We start from the raw sequence: 17,720 nt of genomic DNA, 5'->3' as shown, positions 1-17,720 counted from the left end.
CGGGCAGCCAGGCCCGGCCATGGCGCTGCGCATCGTATGACGTCAACATCCTGCGCCATTAGCCGGTGTCTGAAGTCGGCCGCGTTGCCCTCAGGTCTCGAACGACCTCGAAGTAGCCTTGTAGTGGGGTCTGATCCATGTCCCAGAGGGGCGCCCGCCCTCCGACAAGAGCGGCACGCGACAGAAGTTGATTGCCCGCTATGCACGAGGTTTCAGGGATCATCACGCATGCCGGGCAAGCGCCACCGCGATGGTCGCAAAGCGTGCCAGAACCGCACCGCAGTTCACGCCTCGCGACGAGGTAGTTGAGGAAGGCCCCATTGTGATCCCGCCACATGGACGAGATGTTGCCCAGGTCTTCAGTCATCCCGCGTCGGTGCACGACGAAAGCCAGATCGGCGGGGAAGATCGCCTCGCTCATTGAGCCCAGGTCGAGCCCGGAAAATCGGGCGACACCATGCATAACATGGTGCGCCATCGTATGAAGCAGGAGGTAAGTGGCCGACGCCGGGTCGCGCGAACGGACTCGCGATGCCTCGTCGCGCACCCCGAAATCCCGGAGGAACAATCCGAAATCCCGGTAGTTTTCTATGACCACCGACCCTAGGGTCCGCGGGGCGGTCGGTGCGACAGGCAAGACGCCGTTCCGGCGCAGAAACTCGGCGACGGCATCGGCCTGCAGGCGCACATAGATCGCCTCGTTCTGCTGCTCGATGACATAAATCGGCCGTTTGTGGTTGGGCAGGGGTGGAAAACCCATCAAACGAACCGGCATGCGTCGGTCCTTTTGGACCGTCTCCGGCGTCGCCGATACGCGGGTAAAGCCAAACGAGAACTCAACCATGTCGAGGTTGCGCACCAGTCGAGCCTCGGCGATTCCGGCACGGTCGAGATCGTCCGCGACCCTTGCCTCGTAGGCGCGCTCGAGTTCCTCGATACCGTGCTCGGCACATAGATCCGGGTGAGCGCGTCGCAAATCCGCCGACGCAGCGGTAGCGTCTATTCGCTCGCGTCGGAGAGCATCATGTTCGATCGTCGACCGGATCGGATCGTAGCGCCGCGCGTAGTTGAGCCTCTCATGAACGCGCTCGATCAGCGCGGCGCTGGCCTGCGCCGTCCTTCGCACAAAATCCGACTGCAACCAGCCTTCGCGCATAAGCCGAGCCGACTCACCGAACACATCGGCAAGCTGCAAATTGCCCGCCGCTCGCATCGCGTCCTCCTGATCCCGCATCGCCTTGTATCCGGGCCACAGCGCCGCACGGCCACCCTGTTGCAGTTGCTCCCGCATCTCATCGTCGGTCGGATCGACTCCGCCGAACCCGTGCAGCGTGGCAACCTTCGAGATCAACTCGTCACGCCGGCTCGGCTTCATCAGCGCAACGACGTTCTGGTCATTGTAGACGATAAACCGCGCCGCCTGGACGTAGAACACCGGTGAGGCCCGATACGAGATCGGGATCATATTGATCTCGCTCCATTCGTGCGGGACCTGTTGGTCTATTCTGGGCTTGAGCAAATTGAGGCTGAAGGGATCTGTCTGGTACACCTCCCGCTCAGCACGGCAGCCCGTGCATCGGAAGCGCCACCGGGAAAACTGGTTGCCTTGCTTGATCAGTTCAAACTCTTCCGAGCCGCACTGACACCGCGGAATCTTTCGCACCTCACCCGCTTGGTCAGCGGTGTACCTGAAAGGCGAGAGGCCCTCGAGCCCGCCCGACCAATGAACGTAGACAACATCGAGTTGGCGCCACCGCGATTCGTGGGTGTCTGCCCCATCCTGTCCGCACCTATGGCTCAGCGGCTCGGCCACCTGATGAGCCGGCGAGATGTATTCCTTCACCTTGCCGCAGGTGTCGCAGCGATAGACGAGTGGCCCGGGCAGATAGCCCATTCGTTCGGGGCGCATGAACTCAAACCGATCAAGGGCGATCTCAACGGAGCGACGCACCGGATTGTAGAAGCAGCTATCGAGAAGCTGGACCTCATAGACCGGCGCGGGCCGGTTGATCGCCATTCCGCGTGCGAGCCAGTTCTGACAATATTCCTCGAGGTTCTCGACGATCTGATCACGCCGGGTGGGTCGCGCCGAAAAGTCGATCGCCGGTCCGTCGATCGGAACAGACAGGCATGCACCCTTGCCGCCCTCCCAGGTAAACATCGACCCCGGTGCATATGCCGTTGCCAGCTGAGGCTGTGACCGCGTCATCGTCGGTGGATACGTGCGGACCGCGCCGGTGCCCCGCGATCCGCCGGTCGTAGCTGACCCTTCATCCGACATCTTCAGTCCTCCACATCATTCATCGGCGGATCAGCATCGACCTCCGAGCGCACCGCCATGCGCTGGCCGCGAATAACGCGCATTACCTGCCGCACCGTTTCCAGGTTCACGTTCCGCCCGCGGTACGGGTCCCGCCATGCGCCCTGGATCACTCCCCCAGCGTCGACGTCACGCAGTGACGTCATCGGCTTTCGAATTTCGCGCGTCTGCACACTCTCCCAGAAATTCGACAAACGGCTGCTGTCCGAGCGAGATGTGAAGACGTTGAGGAGATCGAGCACACGGTCTTCGACGAAGCGTCCGTAATGTTCGGTGTGTGTGGCCGCTCCGATTCTGCCTTCACCTCGCCCGTCGAGGCCAATAGCGTCGAGGGTAAAGGCCGTGACCGCCCGAACCGCTGCGGGGTAGCCACCCGAAAACCTTTCCGCCCAGGCCTTGACGGCCGCCGCAGTCGTGAAGTGTCGGGCAGTGCCCTTGCTGGCGTCCGAGGCCCTTGCAAAATCCTCCTGCTCGACGACGGCGCAAAGGTAGGCCTGGATCGCACTCGGAATCATCCTGCGGATCGCACGATCGGCCCACCGCTGCACAGCGGGGGGCGGGATCATGCGTTCTAGGAATCTGTGAAACTGGTCGTGCGTCTCAACCACATATCGATCTCGACGACTGTGCGGCGTCGGAACGAGGAGGCTAAAGCCGACATGCGTCCGCCCGACACGGCTCGATGCTTGGATGTACTCCGCGACATCGGTAGGCAGACCAGCAAAGAACATCGCATTGAATTTGTCGACGTCCACGCCGTGACTGATTGCTGATGTCGCCACGATGTTGCGCAGCCCGGAACCGAGCTGCGGGAAAGACTGTCCATTCGGCACAGTCCCCTCGGCCTTTTTCATCACATCCTGGATTTCCGCAACGGTGACACCACCCGAAATCAGAGCCGTTTCAAATGGCTGGTCGCCGATCCCGTCAGCGCGGTGATCGCGCTCGACCTGCGACTGCAGGGTCTCGATGATCTGATCGCCACCCTTCTTGTTGGTGACGTAGGTGAGCGAGATTCGATGCAGGTCCACAAGAGTGGCCAGCACGTCAGCTGTCGCGCCCGCAGCGGGAAGCAAAGCTCGAAGAGCCTCCGCCCTTAACGGCGTCAGTGGATCATCGCCGGGCAAGGCAGAGATCATCATCTCGACCGCATCAACAGGCCGGCCGGATTCCACCAGCAGGTTCCACAAACGAGTGATGGCAAGATGATAGGCAGAGACCACCGCAGACGTGGTCATTGTGTGCGATCGGCCATTCGTCATTATCGACGCATAGACACGCATCCGGGGCGCCGAAAGCTCCGGCCGCAGGCGCTCGGGCAACGTGGCTGCGTAGTCAAGGCGGGAGGCGGGACGCGGGCGCCGCGGCGCCGCATAGAATGACTCGTACAGGTCCTGGCCCGGACACGGGAACCTAAGCGACTCACGCTGATACAAGACGCGGAGTTGTCGGTCGGGATCCGAGATCGTCGCTGTCGCCGCGATTACCTTGGCCAACCGCGGTCGCCGATCCTGCGAACCCGGATCCGGTCTCCAAGTGACCACCAGGTCGCGAAGGACGCCGGAACCGAGCTCGCAGAAGATCCGCTCGAGCGTGGTCTCGAAAAGTCCCGAGAACGTGCCGAGACTCTCATCCAGGAGGTGGCCCTCGTCTTGAATGATCAGGCTCGGGAATGGATCGTGAAAGACCTCCACACCGCCTGCATAGGCCGGGCGCACCCGTGTCAGACCATCATTGTCGGCTGCTGCAAGCGCCCGTTCGCCCCGCGGCATAAACAGATGACGGCTCTCCGGATCCATTCGCCGGGCGCAACCGAACATTCCAACGATGGCGTTGATCGTCCGGTCGTGCTGACCGATCAGCGCGAGCTTGTCGACAGTCCCCAACACGACCGAAGGGGCACGTTGATAGATCGTGTCGTCGGTGAGCAAGAACGGCAGGGGCACCCGACTTGCAGCCGGTGGATTGGCACGGTTCCATGCGCAAGCGTCGTTGAAGCAGACGATCCCGATCCGTCCTGACTGCGCCGCGTATTTCCGCATGCCGGTCGCTTGTCCGCAGCAAGGGCAGGAGCGAAGTTTGTCGAACGACTCCAATGCCTCGCGGTAGCGGGTTGATCGCCGCCGTGCAGCGGCTGCCGCTTCCGATGCGCCGGCGGGCGGATTGAGTAATGTGGCATCGGTCTGATGTGCCGCCGCGGTGACCGGGGGGACGCCACCGAAGCCCTGTGCGACACGATTTGGCGTGTTGCCAGATCCGACCCAGAATCCCAGCTCGAACGGCCAACCAGGAATTCGGTGGCGCAATCGGACGAGCTCGGCCTGCACGAGTACCCGCATGAGGCGGCGCGCCTGCTGGAGCGTCAACAACCGCAACGGATAGCGGACCAAAGCCGTAACGCCGCGGACCTTGCCCCGCAGCCGATCCAGAAAGAGATTAAAGATCAGCAGGCCGAAGAATGCTTCGGACTTGCCGCCACCGGTCGGAAAATAGAGCAGGCTCGCCGACAGCTCGTCTCGAAAAGCGTCGAAGCGGTGCTCGAACTCGGGCATGCGTGACGCCAATGTAGGGATGTGCGCCAGGATGAAGGCCAGTTGAAAGAGGCGCCAGTCCGTGAATCTCCGTCCCCCATACTGCGCAAAAGTCTCATTGGTGCGTAACCACGCCATCCAAGGCGCGGCTCGACGCGCAAGATCTGACGCGCCAGACGCAGTATCGCCTTGCGATTCCAACGTACGAGCCGCTTGACGCGACTCCTTAAGAAGCTCAATCCCAGCGCGGATATAGCCACTCTCGCGGCGATAGGCTTCCAGATCGATCTGTCGCGAATTCTGGTCCTCCTCGATCCCAACCGGCCGTTCTGCCTGTTCTCTGATCCAATCATCGTAGGCGTCAGGCAACGCCAGCAGGCGATCAAGATCCATTCCCGGGTCGGCCAGTTCGGCGTAACGTGTCGGCACGCCGGCGATAACCCGCGGGTCGATCCGCGGCTGCACGTAGCGGGGCGCCCAAGTCGTGCTCAGGCTAACCGTATCCGGCGCTCCGTCGACTTGCCGGACGCCGCAGTTCAAACCCATCGCAGGATATTCGAGCCACTCGCGGAACCGATATGACGGCTCGATCCGGTCCAGCCGTAGCGAACGATGAGCCGCCGCCGGAACCGCCACAGTCAACTCGACTTGGAAAATACCGTGCTCGAAAGCCGTAGCATCGGCACCCGCGGGCCGAGATGCACCGTTTTCGATCGCGATGCGGACGTTCAGGCGAGAGGGGTCAACAAAGTCGACATCAGCATCGACGACCAACGCAACGCCGGTGAGGTTGGGGCGGACATCCGACAGCACCGCAGGACGACGGGCCCGCAGCGCCGCCAGGTACCCTTGCCAACTCGGTTGATCAGCAAAGTGACTGGGTAGGACACGCTCGCTGGGCCGGTAAGCATCCCGTTGCCCTTCCTCCGAGGCGATCCAGGCGGCGACGACCGCATCGAGAGACGAAAGCAGATTGGCGGAGAAGGCAGCGGAAGCAGCTTCTATCGATGATGGGTCGTCAACGGCAAAGCGGATCTCAGTCAGATCAAGCCGTACCCTCCGCCACTTCTGGGGTATTGGCTGCGGCTGCGCGTGATGATCTTCGATCCGGCCTATTCCATGGCGCAAAGCGCCAGCCGCGCCAGATCCTGGGGCAGGACCGCCGCTTTCGGATTCGGCAGCTGTTTCATGAATTTCATCGACCGCGGCGTCATCCCCATCCGGCGCCGCCACGTCGTCCACACCCCGCAAGATCAGCAGCTCCGACCGGACGCGAAGACTGTCCCTCATCGCCTACGGGTATGAGGTTGATGCCAAGATCGGCGAATGCCTGGTCGAACGCCGCACGTCGTATCGCGGCGACCGCCGCGATCCGCCCTCGCTGCGCCGCAGAGCGGCGATCGAGCGCCGCATGTCGGGTCTGAACGATTTCTTCAGCCCGCGTCGCCGCCTGCGCAGTCGCCCGAACCAATCCCCGTGCCTCGGGGTCGTCAGGTCGCTCCGCCGCAGCTTCTGTCGCCGCGTCCGCTACATCGTGCGCCTGTTCGGCGGCCGCGACTGCGTCTCCAGGCCGCTCGTCCGGCTCATCGTCCGCTATCGGCGCTAGCGTTGCGATGCCAGCGTTGATGTAGTCTCTCGCGCGCCGCTCGACCTCCTGCCGCGTCTGACGAGACAGCTGAACCTGAGGCATCATGTCGTGCCGCGGATCCACGACGTCATCCCAGGTGGGCAACACGCGGAGGTACACCGACGCTCTCGGCCGAACGACAACCTCGGCCCGCTGACCCGCGCCAACCTGGAGATCGATGCCCATGGTCGCGAGATGGATGTCGCTGGTTTCATCCTCGAGTCCGGTCTCGTCGAAACGCGGCAGCAGAAAGCCGCTCACGAGCCGCGCGGACGGACGTGTCCCATATATTATGTCGCCTTCCGCACTCTCGCCGGTGCAACGGGCCACCGTAAGTCCCAGCAAGGCGTCGACGATCGCTTCCTTGGCTTCAGTCAGGTCAACACCGTCGCGCTGCAGCATCTGACGCTCGACAGAATCGAGATCGACCGCGTTGGCGGTCAGTTGCGGCGGCGCTATCCCAGCAGTTGGCGCACTTGAATCGCTCATGCGACCTGGCCTTCCTTGTTTTGATGGATTTCTCGACCAATCACAGCGTCAAGGTGATCGAGTGCCTTCTTTCGCAGTGCTGCGATCTTTCGCTTGGTATCCGGATCCAACCCCGACGCAGCACCATGCGGGTCGACAAGAACCGAAACGAATGCGCGGGCCATCAGGGCACCTGCCTGCCGCCGATCGCTGCGGAGTTGCTCGACACCCTCGAGCCAGAGTTTGTCGGCCAATCCGCTCAACCCGAGGACGCTCATGAAGGCATCAAACTCCCTTTTTCGTTGAGGCGCGTGTGGCCGCAGCCGTTCTGGCGGCAGTAGTTTGTGCTCGGCCACTCTGATCCAGTCGACCACTGCAGCCTGACTCATGTCGCGCGCGCCAAGCGGCCGCATCGCCGCCATCAATGTCCGGGCCTTGGCGGCTAATGTATCGCCGGCAACTTGCGGCAACACGGCCTCGACCGCATTGTGGTAGACGGTTACCCAACTCCGGGCGAGAACCTCAACCGGCAGGACGCGCCTTGCTTCCTCTACGAACGACTGGTCCGGCACGAGGATAGAGGTTCCTTTGGTTATGTCCCGCGCAATCGACCGCTCGAACGGATTGATCTCGGCGTCACGCCTGTGACGCACGATGACGGAACCTGGCCGCGCGCGAAGAGTACGACCACTCTGCAGGCTGAAGATGACAAGTTCGCGGGTATCATCGTCATCGCCAACGGTTAGGTCGACGACATCTTCGCTGGGGAGCATCACGGGACGCGCCTCAAGTTCCAAGTCCACCGCCCCCACGGCACGAGCGTCGGCTTCCGTTTGAGCCGCCGCCGCGATCGCCGCCAGCCGCCCGCCAATGCGATCCGCTCCGGCCAGGTCCGGATGCGAGCCCAGGCCCCGATGCGTTGCTGCGATCCTCACGGCGAAGCTCCGATCGCACAGCAAGACAAGCTCATTGGGCAACCATTGCCGAGCCACCACCCGAGCGAACGCTTCCGAAGTCGGCGCAACAAAGACCAACCGCCTCAATCTGTTTCGGTCCGGCAGAGCTTCGATCGTGTGAAGTTCCGCTTCGAGCTGGACCGAAGTCGTAAATACAATGTGCCGGGTTCGCAGCCGCTGGCTTGCCAGCGGTCCGAGCTCGTCGTCCGCTGCGAGGCGCCGCTCAGCCAGCATACGATCCGTGTCCGAACCGAACACGATGATGCTTCGGCTCGACTTGCGGACCAACTGCCGCATGAATTCGACCAGAAGGGAACCGATGGGTGTTTCCCGATCGAGCGCATCAAATGCACGCCGCACCGCCTCGTCGGCGGCCATAAAGCGGCCTCGCTCCGGTCCGCTCGCACCGCTGCTGATCGCGCGCTGCAGTGGAGCCAGCACGGTTGCCGCCGAGCGACGCTCGAGAAATATGTTTGCCGCCTCTTGGCCGTCAGCTTCGCACAACATGTCGTAGGCAACACCGAGACCACACGGGAGTGCCAGCGCGCGCCGAATGTTGCCGATGCCACGCAGGAGGAGCCCGCCAATTGCAGAATCCGTGGCACCTCGAGCCGCGTCTGAAAGCGCCCTGATAGCTTCGCTGGCATCGCCCGCGGCAGCATGTACTCGGGCAGTGATGGGAGACACTGCCTCGATTGGCGGGTCGGCGGTGAGGAGATCGTCGCTGAGCCGCACGAGAACCGAACTCCCCACGGCATCGCTGTCGCGGCCTTTAAGGGCGGAGATCATCCGCGTGACGCGCCTTTGAACGTAGCCATCCTGTGTCACCGCCAGTACCGGAACCTCAGGAAACCGGGCTGAGGCCTCTTTGAGAAAACTCCCCGTGGTCTCCTCCCAACCGTGGCCGAGCCTGGTTAGGGCGGGGGGACCCAGATCGAGCAAGATTATGTCGGGCCGGCGGCCGTCGGGCTCCTCGGCACCCAGAATCGGGTTGGCCAGTACCTGCTTCAGATTGGAACGCGACGAGATGCCAAAGAGCGCAAACGGCGCGGTGCGGGGTTGACAGATTTCCGGCCGATAATCCCGCAACTGGTCAAGCGCAGCACCGTATCGAACGCGACCGAACAGCTCAGCGGCAGGTTGCTGAAGGAGCCGCCCCGACGCGCCATCGTCTATGAATGTGGAATAGATCTCGGCAAGCGTGGGGTGCGCCAGATGAGGCTTGTCGGAATCACGTAGGCTTAGCCGCGAAAGATGCCCCAGGGTTTCATGCAGCTTCCCCAGTTCGGGAGAGGCCTCCGGCTGACCGACACGTCGTCGGGTCAGGTGGCGGCTGTTCTGTCGGATGACTTCAATGCGGTCGACAAGGATTGCACGTTGCGCCACCCCCGTTCCCCCGCCGCGCCACGGAAAATACAGGGTTCTAAAGTCGGGTACGGCATCGCACCAACTGTGATGGTCGGTCGTTCGGGCCGTTGGGCTGAACAGCAAGGACAGCATGGCGAGCGGGTGGAGGACTGAAACGTCGCGCTGCCCGAACGGCCACTGCAAGACCACGTGGGACCGGCCGCTCACCAATGTGGTCAGGAAACTCCGCAGCAGGACTTGAGTTGGCCTGTTCAGCGCCTCTCGAGGACCGACATCGATGTCGACACTTGGGCTCAGGTTCATAAAACGGAGGCGTTCAGCCGCGGCCATCGCGGCGTCAACGCTGAGGTGCTCACATCGGCGGCGTCGCGGCTCGGGAGCGCGAGACGCCTCCGCCGCGCTGGCACGATTGCTCTTCAGTCGTTCGACAAGTTTCTGGCGGTCAGCCGCGGCGCGGCTTTTCCCTTCCTTGATCTTGTCGAGCCTGTCCTCCCCCCACTTCACATGTCACCTCATCAGATGGGAGTCAGCCAAGCCCAAGCTGTTTCGAGGGCGGCGCGATCAAGACGTCTCATGCGCATAACGCGCCCTTGCAGCAGGTCCTGCATATTCGGAAAGGCCATTGAGCACCCCAAGAAACTTCTCCACACGGTGGTCGAAAATACTGAAATCGTAGCCGGTTAGTCCCTGCGACACGACCTAGATCAGATGACATTGACTATATCGTCTCAGGTCACGGGCGCAGAGGTCAATTTTGAAGACGCGTTGTCAGCTCGCTGCCAGCAGCCGGACCGCGTTCGGCTTTTACCCACTGTCATATATTTCTACGCCTCCGTGATGGGCTTGCGGCCGGTGTCGCCGCACCAGTGGACCGCGCCCTTCTTGATCCAAAAGTGCGCATGGGACCCGTCGAGCTGTCGCACGGACGGGGTGATCGTCGGGCGTCCGAGCAAGTCGACAGCGACGCTCCAGCGGGGATGACGCGACGGCATCAGTGATAGCTGAATGATCTCCGTACGATCGGCAGGGCAACGGAAGTACGCCCACTTCGTGAACGCCTTTCGGCCGACGATGTAGAGCCGGTGGTCGCCCATCGTTTCGGGGTCGGGGTGGTCGCCTACGAACGCCGCGGTGAACGCAGGGCGCGGGATAAGGCGCAGCGTGACGAACAGCCAGCAGAGGAAGGCGGCGGCGGTGCGCATCACGCGACGCGCCCCAGAAACGGTTCGACATCGCCGCAGCCCCAGACATCCTCGGTTGCGCATATGGGGCACGCCGGGCGCGGATCATGACGCGGCCGGCGGTCCTCGCCGAGGTGAAACTTCCTGACCCGGTGCGCGGTCGACCCGTCCGGGTCCCGGAAACCCTGCAAGCGCTGGATCATCTCGTTGACCGCCATGCACGCCAGCTCGGTCGTGAAGGTCACGACGGCCGGCGCCGGGTTGCGTTCGCCCACGACATAAGCTTCGGCCTTCCGCTGTTCATAGGCCTCGGGGTCCGCGCGCTTCATCGCCTCCCCGCGGGCGGCCTCGGCGCTGACGATGTCGCGGCATATCAGGCAGGTCTCGCGCGGCGTTAGAACCGACACGCGCCCGTCGAGCGCTCTCAACACGGGCGGCGCGCCGCGGTCGACATCGATCGCGAGGCCAACATCGATGACCGGCACGAGATAGTAGTAAGCAAGGCGATTCAGAAACAGCCGGCCTTCGTGATCGTCGGTGCAGCCGAATATGACGTCGCACGAGCGCAGGGCGTCCCGGCATTCCGGGTCACCCACCCACGCCTCGATCGCGACGACCTTAACGCCCAGCCCCATGGCCGCGATCGACTCCGCCACCACATCGACCTTCGGCCGCATGGCGTCGGCATCCTGCTGGCGCGCGCCGTGCAACCGGTTCAGGTTTGTCCGGTCAACGATGTCGTTGTCGATGACGACGATCTGGCCGACGCCGAGGCGCGCCAGCAGCATCGCGACCGCGCTCCCGGTGCCGCCGCAGCCGACGACACCGACGCGCAGCCGCGCGAGGTCGTCGTTGAGAGCCCGCCCGAAAGCAAGCGCCTGGCGGTGGAAGGCCGGAAGGCTGGCTGTGCCGCCTCGCCCTTCGTAGTGGAGCCCGAAGCGCCGCCCGAGGATGCGCACTATTCGCAGCGGTGCATGCGCACCCGCGCGCGGCAGCAACCACACCCGCCCGGCCCACTGGCCGTCGGCCGTCAGCAGAAGACTCAGCATCTTCGTGCCATCGCCGTTCCGGTTGACCGCAAGCTGGACGAGGTCAGGCTCGTTGCTGTCGTCCTGCGACGAAAACCAGGTCATTGCCTCTGGATGGTTGTGCACGACGGCGACGACGTAGCCTTGCGCCGCCGCCTCGCGCAGCGCGCGCACATAGGATGCGGTACTCCACGTGATGAGGCCGGGGCTGGAGGCGAGCACCTGGTCGTCGGGCACCGGGATGACGCGCACCGAGTGATATCTCTCATGGGCTTCGCGGTCCCAAGGGTCACGCCGGATTGCCGCGCGGCTGCACAGCACATAGGCGGCATGCTCATTGCCGTCACCGCGCAGCAGATGGGCGCGCAGCAGGTCGGCGTGGTCCTCCCGCATCGTCAGGCTGTAGGTCGTCATGCCGCCTTCTCCAGCGCATCCTCGATGCGCTTGATCATCGTCCAGATGCCGTCGATGCCGGCGCGCCACTCGTTGTTATGGCGCGACCAGCGCTGCCAGCTCTGGCCGGCAAAGCCGTGGGCGACATTGGCGGCGTTCGGATAACGGCCACCGCTGCGCAGCTTGACCCAGGGCAGCAGATAGAACATGTCCGGCGCGACGTCCGGATAGCCCGGAGGCAACTGGATCAGAATGTCGGCAGCGGCGCTGTCAAACCGTCCGTCCGGCAGGTGCCGCCCTTTCAGGATGACGCCCTTGACCGCGCCATCCTGCCGTTCCTCGAAGCAGATGCCCTTCTCGGCAAGGTAGGCGCGGTCCGCGGCGGGCAGGAAGCTCATGGCCCTTTACCCCTCCGTCGTCGTTTTCTTGCCGGTGAAGAAACGCTCGACCTGCGGAGGACGCAGATCGACCTTCTTGTCGTCGGCAATCAGGAGGTCCTCGGGGCCGGGCACGTCCTGCCAGGCATCGTAGGTCGCGTGGTCAACACCGGCGATGCGCTTGATCTGCGCGCCGGTTATAAACGGCTCTGCCCAATCGTGCGGCTTGCGGTCGACGATGATCTTGTAGGACGGGCGGGGTTTGGGTTCGGTGAGTGCCTCGGTCATGGCAATGCTCCTTTCTGTGAGCGGTCTTGCGGTTAGCCCTTGGGCGGGTGCGGGTCGCCGCCATGCGAGTCGCGCTCGCGGATGCGACCGTCGCGGCCGTGAATAAGCAGCTCGCTGTTCTGGTTGCGGGCAATTTCGCGCCCGCGATCGATCGCCTCGCGCTGCGTGTCGTGCTCAGACGAGGCGCGCCCGCCGCCGGCGGGCTTGACCGCCCACCCGCCGTTGCGGGGGACGATATGCTGGTTGCGGCCTTTGCTCATGACGTGGTCCTCTTGCGTTAAGCGAACCGGCTTATCCGCCGATCCGCTAAATAGCGTAACAAAACGGCGCGGAGAGTCAACGGGGGCAACGCGCCCTCCTTGTTAGGCGAGGTCGAACAGGGAGGGGCCGGCGCTTGCGGAGCCGAGGATTCCGAGTTTCCGCAACCGGATGCGCGCCGCGTCGGGCGAGACCTCGAAGGCGGCGCGGACGGTTTCGATCAACGCGCGGCCGTGCGCATCGGCCTGGCCGATGACACCGAACAGCTTGTGCGATTCGCAATAGGTGGCGATCAGGGCGCGAACCCGGCTTGCCGGCATCAGCAGAGCGCCGCCCGCATAGCCCGCTTGCCATTCCATCCAGTCGGTCTGCGCCGCGTCGAGAATCTTGTCGCGGAAGCAGACCTGCATATTGGCCCGCGGATTGGCCTTGAGGAGGTCGGCGCTTGGAGGTTCGAGGTCCCACAGAGGGGCATGGAAACGCACGTGGCCGTATTCATGGGCGAGCGTCATGCGCAAGCGATTCTGCCGGTTGTCGGCCACCGAGAGCGTCTCCGAAATAAGCACCTTCGGCTTACGGCCTGGCTGGAATTGTGTGACGCCTTCGACATCACGGCCGTAGCCGCTCAAGTCCGCATACTGGTCGAGCGACTCGGTGTCACGTTCGATCAGCACAGTCAGGTCGTCGGTCGTGAGCGGATAGGCGACCGCGCCGTGGCGCTCCTTGAGGAACGCGCCGACGATGGTCTCGCACTCCCGGTCGAGTTCCTTCGGCTCGTAGTGTGGACGCTGCGTGAAGCGCCCGGTGCGGTCGGCGACGTAGCGCACTATCAGGAACCTCCACCCTTGCTGCCTTTTTTGTCGAGCGTGCGGCGGAAGGCGACCATGACTTCGGAAACCTGCTTTTCCGATAGCTTCTTGTCCCTTATGTCGTCGGGGTATCGCCCGGCCAGATAGTAGAGCCAATCGCGGTCGATGCCGAGCGCGTCGGCGAATTGCTGGACCATGCGGTCGGAGGACGGGCTGCGCCGATCATGCTCGATGTCGTTGAGGTATTGCGGCGAGATCGGTTCTTCGTCCTCGCGCAGCACCTTTGCGGCGAGGTCCTTCAGAGCCCATCCCTTGGCCTTGCGCGCGTCGCTGATCGCGCTGCCGAAGGTCTTGTCGGTCGGTGCCATTCGTTCTCCCAGTGTGACGCTGATACGCTGATCAGCGTATCAGCGGACAGGGATTCACGTCAAGGGAGAGTCAGGAAAGAGGCGAAGTGAATCGTTATGGAATCTCCGCTTGTTCCGCGGATATGCTGAAACGCTTTACCATTCAATCACTACTCATGTTGAAAAATCCGCGCCTCCAGCGGATAATATGACATGGTTCACGATCAGCGCTCCGCCCTGTCCACCTATGTTTCCAGCCTGTTGTCTGCGGGCCGCGTGGTCTTTGCCGGCGGCGAGGCTGCAAAGGCGCTCGGCGTTCCACGCGGCGCGTTTCTCGATGCCGCCGAGCGGCTCCAGAAGCGCGGACACCTTCTCAATCCACGCCAGGACTTCTACGTGATCGTTCCGCCGCAGTTCGCCACATGGGGGGCGCCGCCGCCGCCGTGGTATATCGACGCCCTCATGAAGCACGAAAGCCAGCCCTACTACGTTGGGCTCCTCAAGGCCGCCGAGCTTCACGGTGCGACGCATCAGGCGGTCATGGAGTTCCAGGTCGTTACCGCCAAGCGCCTCCCGAAAATCCGGGCGGGCCGCAATCTCATTGTCTTCTACTATCGCAAAAACATGGAAGCGGTTGCGGCGGGCGTCGCGGAACGCAAGACGGACACCGGCACGATGCGCGTGTCCGATCCTGCCCTTACGGCGCTTGATCTGCTGCGCTATCCGCGCGCCGCAGGCGGGCTCGATAATGTCGCCACCGTCCTCACCGACCTTGCCCCCTCGATAGACGGCGACCAGCTTGCTGCCCTGTCAGCAGCCGCCGAGCGGCCGGTCGTGCAGCGGCTGGGGCATCTTCTCGACCGGCTCGGACAGGAGGGGCTGACCGCCCCCCTGCATGCGGCCCTCCAAGCCCGGGGAGGGGAGGCCTGGACGGAGCTCGACCGCAAGGAGGCCGCCGATCCGGATTTCGCGCCGCCGCCGCTCGAGCGCGATTCCCGATGGCGCGTCATCGTCCGTCGCGCCCCGGAGATCGACGAATGATCCCCGCGCAGAATATCGTCGCCTGGGGCACGGTCGTCCCTTGGGCCGACCAGCGCCAGGTCGAGCAGGATCTTATCATCAGCCGGGCGATCGTCGCCATCTTCGCGAATCCTTTCCTGCGCGAGGCGTTGCGCTTTCGCGGTGGCACCGCGCTCAACAAGCTGCACTTCCCGGCGCCGCTGCGCTACTCGGAGGACATCGACCTCGTCCGCACACAGGCGGGCCCCATCGGGCCGGTGCTCGACGCCCTGCGCGCCGCGCTCCAGCCCTGGTTAGGGCAGGCCAACTACGACCCCAGTATTGTCGCACCCAAGCTCCGCTTCCGCGTCGAGGCCGAAGACGGGAGCGGCGTCCCCATTCGCCTCAAAGTCGAAACGAACACCAGCGAGACCGAGGCGTTCGATCCGCCACTGGCGCTGCCGTACGCGGTTGATAGCCCTTGGTTTGGCGGCCAGTGCGACGTGCCGACCTTCTCCCGCGAGGAAATGCTGGCGACAAAACTGCGGGCGTTGCTCCAGCGCGACAAGGGCCGCGATCTGTACGACCTCGATCACGCGCTGGACGTGTTTCCGGATATCGACGTCGCCAAGGTGGCCACCCTCTTCGGGAGGTACGTCGCCCTGTCGGGGCAGACAATCTCGCGGGCACAGGCGCAGGAACGCATGTTTGGCAAGCTCGCCCGACCACGGCTCCTGCTCGACATGAAGCCGCTGTTACCGGCCGCGCAGGCCGAGGCCCTGACTGACGCCTCGACGCTGACCGCCTTCCAACGAGTCTATGAAACCTTCATCGATCGCCTGCCGGGCGATGCCTGGGCACGCGCCGACGAAATGAAGGAGCGTTTCGGGCTCGCACTACCGAAACCGGGATCGTGAGGGCGGCTATTCGACGATAACATCCCGCGTCAGCAGCTCGGTTTCCTTGAAGCGTAAGGTGGATAGATCGATCGAGATGTATAGTTTTAGCCGAGCGTGGGTACGCGACCATGTTTCCGACGCGGTAGGGATCACGTCATCGTCCTTATCGCGCAACTCCTCCTCGTCGATGTAACGCACCCTCGCATTGAGTATCACATTCGCCTGCACGATCAGTCCGATCTTGGTCTCGTCGAACGCGGCGACATAGTAGTCATCGACGCTGACAATCTCTTCCAGCTCGGCCCCTCTTACGGCGCCTTCCGTCAGGGTGCCGTAGTAGACGAAGTCAACGAAATCCAGGTCGGCCTCTATTGCCTCGGTGAATTGATGATCGAAGTCCGGCGCAGCCAAAACATCATCCGCGATCGCTTCTAGGTCGGCGCTGCTCGCCGCTGTTGCAGCGGCAAGAACCTCTTCGATCGTCTGCAGCGGAATGAGAGCACTGTGGTTACCGGCGGCGCGGCGCAGAGCAGCGTCACGGCTAACGACGTACATTAGAATCTCACTGGTCTTGCAGTAGCGCGCGAGGCCTTCGATCACAAAAGCGTCGGGAAACTCCTTACTGCCGTGGTCGTCAAATGGCGGTTGGGCTGCGAAATAGCGCTCGAACACTATCCGGGCTGGAACATCGAGCGCCAGGATCGAGTGGGCGCGGAACCGCTTCAACAGGCCGTCAAGGAAGCCCGACCACGCAGCGTCGGCAGCGTCCGAGCCATCCACTTCATTAACCGTTGTGTTCTTCCGACCGCTGATTTGGGCGATCCGATTGAAGTCTCGCGCCAGCCGTTTTGCTTCGGCAGCGTATTCGAGTACGGCTCCTTTGAGCTGCCTTTGAACCTCGGCCAAGGTAATATCCGACACGTGCAGGACGATCCGTCCCGCTTCGATCTCTTTGGCCAACAGCGCGAAGGATGTGTTCGAGATGTTGAAGCCGGCCCTGCGATAGACTTCGGTGTCCAGAAATACGTGCCGCGTCCGCAATGGCTCTGTCGGGTTGCGCGCCGGTTTCGTCATATCGTCTCCCCAGCACTCCAGCGTTGTCGTACTTCCGGATGCGCGGATGTCTTGTCTCGATCGTACCCTTCCTGGGCGAGTTCGTCGCACATCGCAACCCAGGAAACAGCGCTAGGTCGAGGACGCGAATATGAGGTCCGGCGTGACTTAGCTTCTTCCCGATCCGAAGCGCTGGTCCTAATCCCGCAAGGGCAGCGCACGATGCTGCTGCTGTTCCCAGGTCTCGATTAGGAACAGGGCGAGCGAACTCGCCGATGTGATTGCGAGGCGGGCGATGCGCGCGTCGATGCGTTTAAAGCCGCGCTCGCGTCCGTGGGCGTCCCCGGCGTGCGTACGCAGTGCGCCAATTCCCTTTGCAACCGATGTCAGGCCACCGAGTACCTGCCGGACATCCTGCTCGACCTCAGCAGGCAGGTCGGTGCGCCCCGGAGAGAGATTGAGCGGCTCCTGAACGGCGCGGATGAGGCCGTCGATGTCCTTCTTCGGCGGCAGAGGAAGACCAAGCTCGATCAGGATGGAGCGGCAGACAGATTCCAAGAGCGAACAGGCGGCGGTCACCGCGTCTTCCGCATCGTTCGCCGCGTTCGCGAGCGCCCTCGCAATGTCGAGCTCGACCGTATCGAAATCTAGAATGCGCACCTTCGTCGTAAAGGCTGTGACCGCGGCGCTAGCCGCATCGCGCGGCACCAGATGAGCTTTGCCTGTTGATTGCCTTTGAGAACTGACCCGGCAGCGCAGGATATTTCCATCGAGAATTGACCCATGTTTGAACCACCCCTGCATGACAGTGGGGGCAT

At 63.1% G+C, this 17,720-nt stretch carries 15 protein-coding genes; 2 read left to right on the top strand and 13 right to left on the bottom strand.

The window, feature by feature from the left end; genetic code table 11:
• Positions 1 to 58: 58 nt before the first annotated feature.
• The 11 genes from ACSBOB_RS28260 to ACSBOB_RS28210 form a co-directional block, all read right to left on the bottom strand.
• Entirely contained in the window at positions 59 to 2,281 is a 2,223-nt protein-coding gene (locus ACSBOB_RS28260; protein WP_442579343.1) for a hypothetical protein, read from the bottom strand.
• 2 nt (positions 2,282 to 2,283) lie between these two features.
• The gene (locus tag ACSBOB_RS28255; protein WP_442583863.1) at positions 2,284 to 6,093 is read right to left on the bottom strand and encodes a DEAD/DEAH box helicase; all 3,810 of its coding nucleotides are present in this window, start codon (positions 6,091 to 6,093) and stop codon (positions 2,284 to 2,286) included.
• Positions 6,062 to 6,967 (bottom strand): hypothetical protein, encoded by a 906-nt coding sequence (locus ACSBOB_RS28250; protein ID WP_442579342.1) that lies wholly within the window; start codon positions 6,965 to 6,967, stop codon positions 6,062 to 6,064. Before ACSBOB_RS28250 ends, ACSBOB_RS28255 begins: the two co-directional genes overlap by 32 nt.
• A complete protein-coding gene (locus ACSBOB_RS28245) occupies positions 6,964 to 9,774 on the bottom strand; it encodes a hypothetical protein (RefSeq protein WP_442579341.1) in 2,811 nt (936 codons plus the stop codon). Before ACSBOB_RS28245 ends, ACSBOB_RS28250 begins: the two co-directional genes overlap by 4 nt.
• A 320-nt stretch (positions 9,775 to 10,094) precedes the next feature.
• A complete protein-coding gene (locus tag ACSBOB_RS28240; protein ID WP_442583862.1) occupies positions 10,095 to 10,472 on the bottom strand; it encodes a DUF6527 family protein in 378 nt (125 codons plus the stop codon).
• Positions 10,472 to 11,893: a ThiF family adenylyltransferase gene (locus ACSBOB_RS28235; protein WP_442579340.1), complete on the bottom strand. Its 1,422-nt coding sequence runs from the start codon at positions 11,891 to 11,893 to the stop codon at positions 10,472 to 10,474. The genes ACSBOB_RS28240 and ACSBOB_RS28235 overlap by 1 nt, the downstream gene beginning before the upstream one ends.
• Entirely contained in the window at positions 11,890 to 12,270 is a 381-nt protein-coding gene (locus tag ACSBOB_RS28230) for an E2/UBC family protein (RefSeq protein WP_442579339.1), read from the bottom strand. The genes ACSBOB_RS28235 and ACSBOB_RS28230 overlap by 4 nt, the downstream gene beginning before the upstream one ends.
• 6 nt (positions 12,271 to 12,276) lie before the next feature.
• Positions 12,277 to 12,537, bottom strand: coding sequence for a multiubiquitin domain-containing protein (locus tag ACSBOB_RS28225; RefSeq protein ID WP_442579338.1), 261 nt, complete (start codon positions 12,535 to 12,537; stop codon positions 12,277 to 12,279).
• 32 nt (positions 12,538 to 12,569) lie between these two features.
• Complete coding sequence (locus tag ACSBOB_RS28220) at positions 12,570 to 12,797, bottom strand: DUF2188 domain-containing protein (protein WP_442579337.1); 228 nt, start codon at positions 12,795 to 12,797, stop codon at positions 12,570 to 12,572.
• A 102-nt stretch (positions 12,798 to 12,899) separates the two neighbouring features.
• The gene (locus ACSBOB_RS28215; protein ID WP_442579336.1) at positions 12,900 to 13,622 is read right to left on the bottom strand and encodes an ImmA/IrrE family metallo-endopeptidase; all 723 of its coding nucleotides are present in this window, start codon (positions 13,620 to 13,622) and stop codon (positions 12,900 to 12,902) included.
• A 2-nt stretch (positions 13,623 to 13,624) separates the two neighbouring features.
• On the bottom strand, positions 13,625 to 13,972 hold the full coding sequence (locus ACSBOB_RS28210) for a helix-turn-helix domain-containing protein (RefSeq protein WP_442579335.1): 348 nt from the start codon (positions 13,970 to 13,972) through the stop codon (positions 13,625 to 13,627).
• 192 nt (positions 13,973 to 14,164) lie between these two features.
• Here ACSBOB_RS28210 and ACSBOB_RS28205 point away from each other — a divergent pair, with 192 nt between their 5' ends.
• Positions 14,165 to 14,992 (top strand): type IV toxin-antitoxin system AbiEi family antitoxin domain-containing protein, encoded by an 828-nt coding sequence (locus tag ACSBOB_RS28205; RefSeq protein ID WP_442579334.1) that lies wholly within the window; start codon positions 14,165 to 14,167, stop codon positions 14,990 to 14,992.
• The gene (locus ACSBOB_RS28200) at positions 14,989 to 15,867 is read left to right on the top strand and encodes a nucleotidyl transferase AbiEii/AbiGii toxin family protein (protein WP_442579333.1); all 879 of its coding nucleotides are present in this window, start codon (positions 14,989 to 14,991) and stop codon (positions 15,865 to 15,867) included. The genes ACSBOB_RS28205 and ACSBOB_RS28200 overlap by 4 nt, the downstream gene beginning before the upstream one ends.
• Positions 15,868 to 15,873: 6 nt before the next feature.
• On the opposite strand, the gene ACSBOB_RS28195 is transcribed toward ACSBOB_RS28200, so the two are convergent.
• Positions 15,874 to 16,923: a PIN domain-containing protein gene (locus ACSBOB_RS28195; protein ID WP_442579332.1), complete on the bottom strand. Its 1,050-nt coding sequence runs from the start codon at positions 16,921 to 16,923 to the stop codon at positions 15,874 to 15,876.
• 177 nt (positions 16,924 to 17,100) lie between these two features.
• On the bottom strand, positions 17,101 to 17,706 hold the full coding sequence (locus ACSBOB_RS28190) for an abortive infection family protein (protein WP_442579331.1): 606 nt from the start codon (positions 17,704 to 17,706) through the stop codon (positions 17,101 to 17,103).
• Positions 17,707 to 17,720 lie beyond the last annotated feature (14 nt).

Origin of the sequence: Mesorhizobium sp. KACC 23794 (genome assembly GCF_052180275.1) — a bacterium.
Taxonomy (GTDB): Bacteria; Pseudomonadota; Alphaproteobacteria; order Rhizobiales; family Rhizobiaceae; genus Kumtagia.
This window is presented reverse-complemented; position numbering and strand designations above follow the sequence as displayed.

Coding starts and splice junctions, on each gene's coding strand:
- ACSBOB_RS28260 (WP_442579343.1), bottom strand. CDS start 2,281: ATGTCGGATGAAGGGTCAGCTACGACCGGCGGATCGCGGGGCACCGGC.
- ACSBOB_RS28250 (WP_442579342.1), bottom strand. CDS start 6,967: ATGAGCGATTCAAGTGCGCCAACTGCTGGGATAGCGCCGCCGCAACTG.
- ACSBOB_RS28240 (WP_442583862.1), bottom strand. CDS start 10,472: ATGCGCACCGCCGCCGCCTTCCTCTGCTGGCTGTTCGTCACGCTGCGC.
- ACSBOB_RS28235 (WP_442579340.1), bottom strand. CDS start 11,893: ATGACGACCTACAGCCTGACGATGCGGGAGGACCACGCCGACCTGCTG.
- ACSBOB_RS28230 (WP_442579339.1), bottom strand. CDS start 12,270: ATGAGCTTCCTGCCCGCCGCGGACCGCGCCTACCTTGCCGAGAAGGGC.
- ACSBOB_RS28225 (WP_442579338.1), bottom strand. CDS start 12,537: ATGACCGAGGCACTCACCGAACCCAAACCCCGCCCGTCCTACAAGATC.
- ACSBOB_RS28220 (WP_442579337.1), bottom strand. CDS start 12,797: ATGAGCAAAGGCCGCAACCAGCATATCGTCCCCCGCAACGGCGGGTGG.
- ACSBOB_RS28210 (WP_442579335.1), bottom strand. CDS start 13,972: ATGGCACCGACCGACAAGACCTTCGGCAGCGCGATCAGCGACGCGCGC.
- ACSBOB_RS28205 (WP_442579334.1), top strand. CDS start 14,165: ATGGTTCACGATCAGCGCTCCGCCCTGTCCACCTATGTTTCCAGCCTG.
- ACSBOB_RS28200 (WP_442579333.1), top strand. CDS start 14,989: ATGATCCCCGCGCAGAATATCGTCGCCTGGGGCACGGTCGTCCCTTGG.
- ACSBOB_RS28195 (WP_442579332.1), bottom strand. CDS start 16,923: ATGACGAAACCGGCGCGCAACCCGACAGAGCCATTGCGGACGCGGCAC.
- ACSBOB_RS28190 (WP_442579331.1), bottom strand. CDS start 17,706: ATGCAGGGGTGGTTCAAACATGGGTCAATTCTCGATGGAAATATCCTG.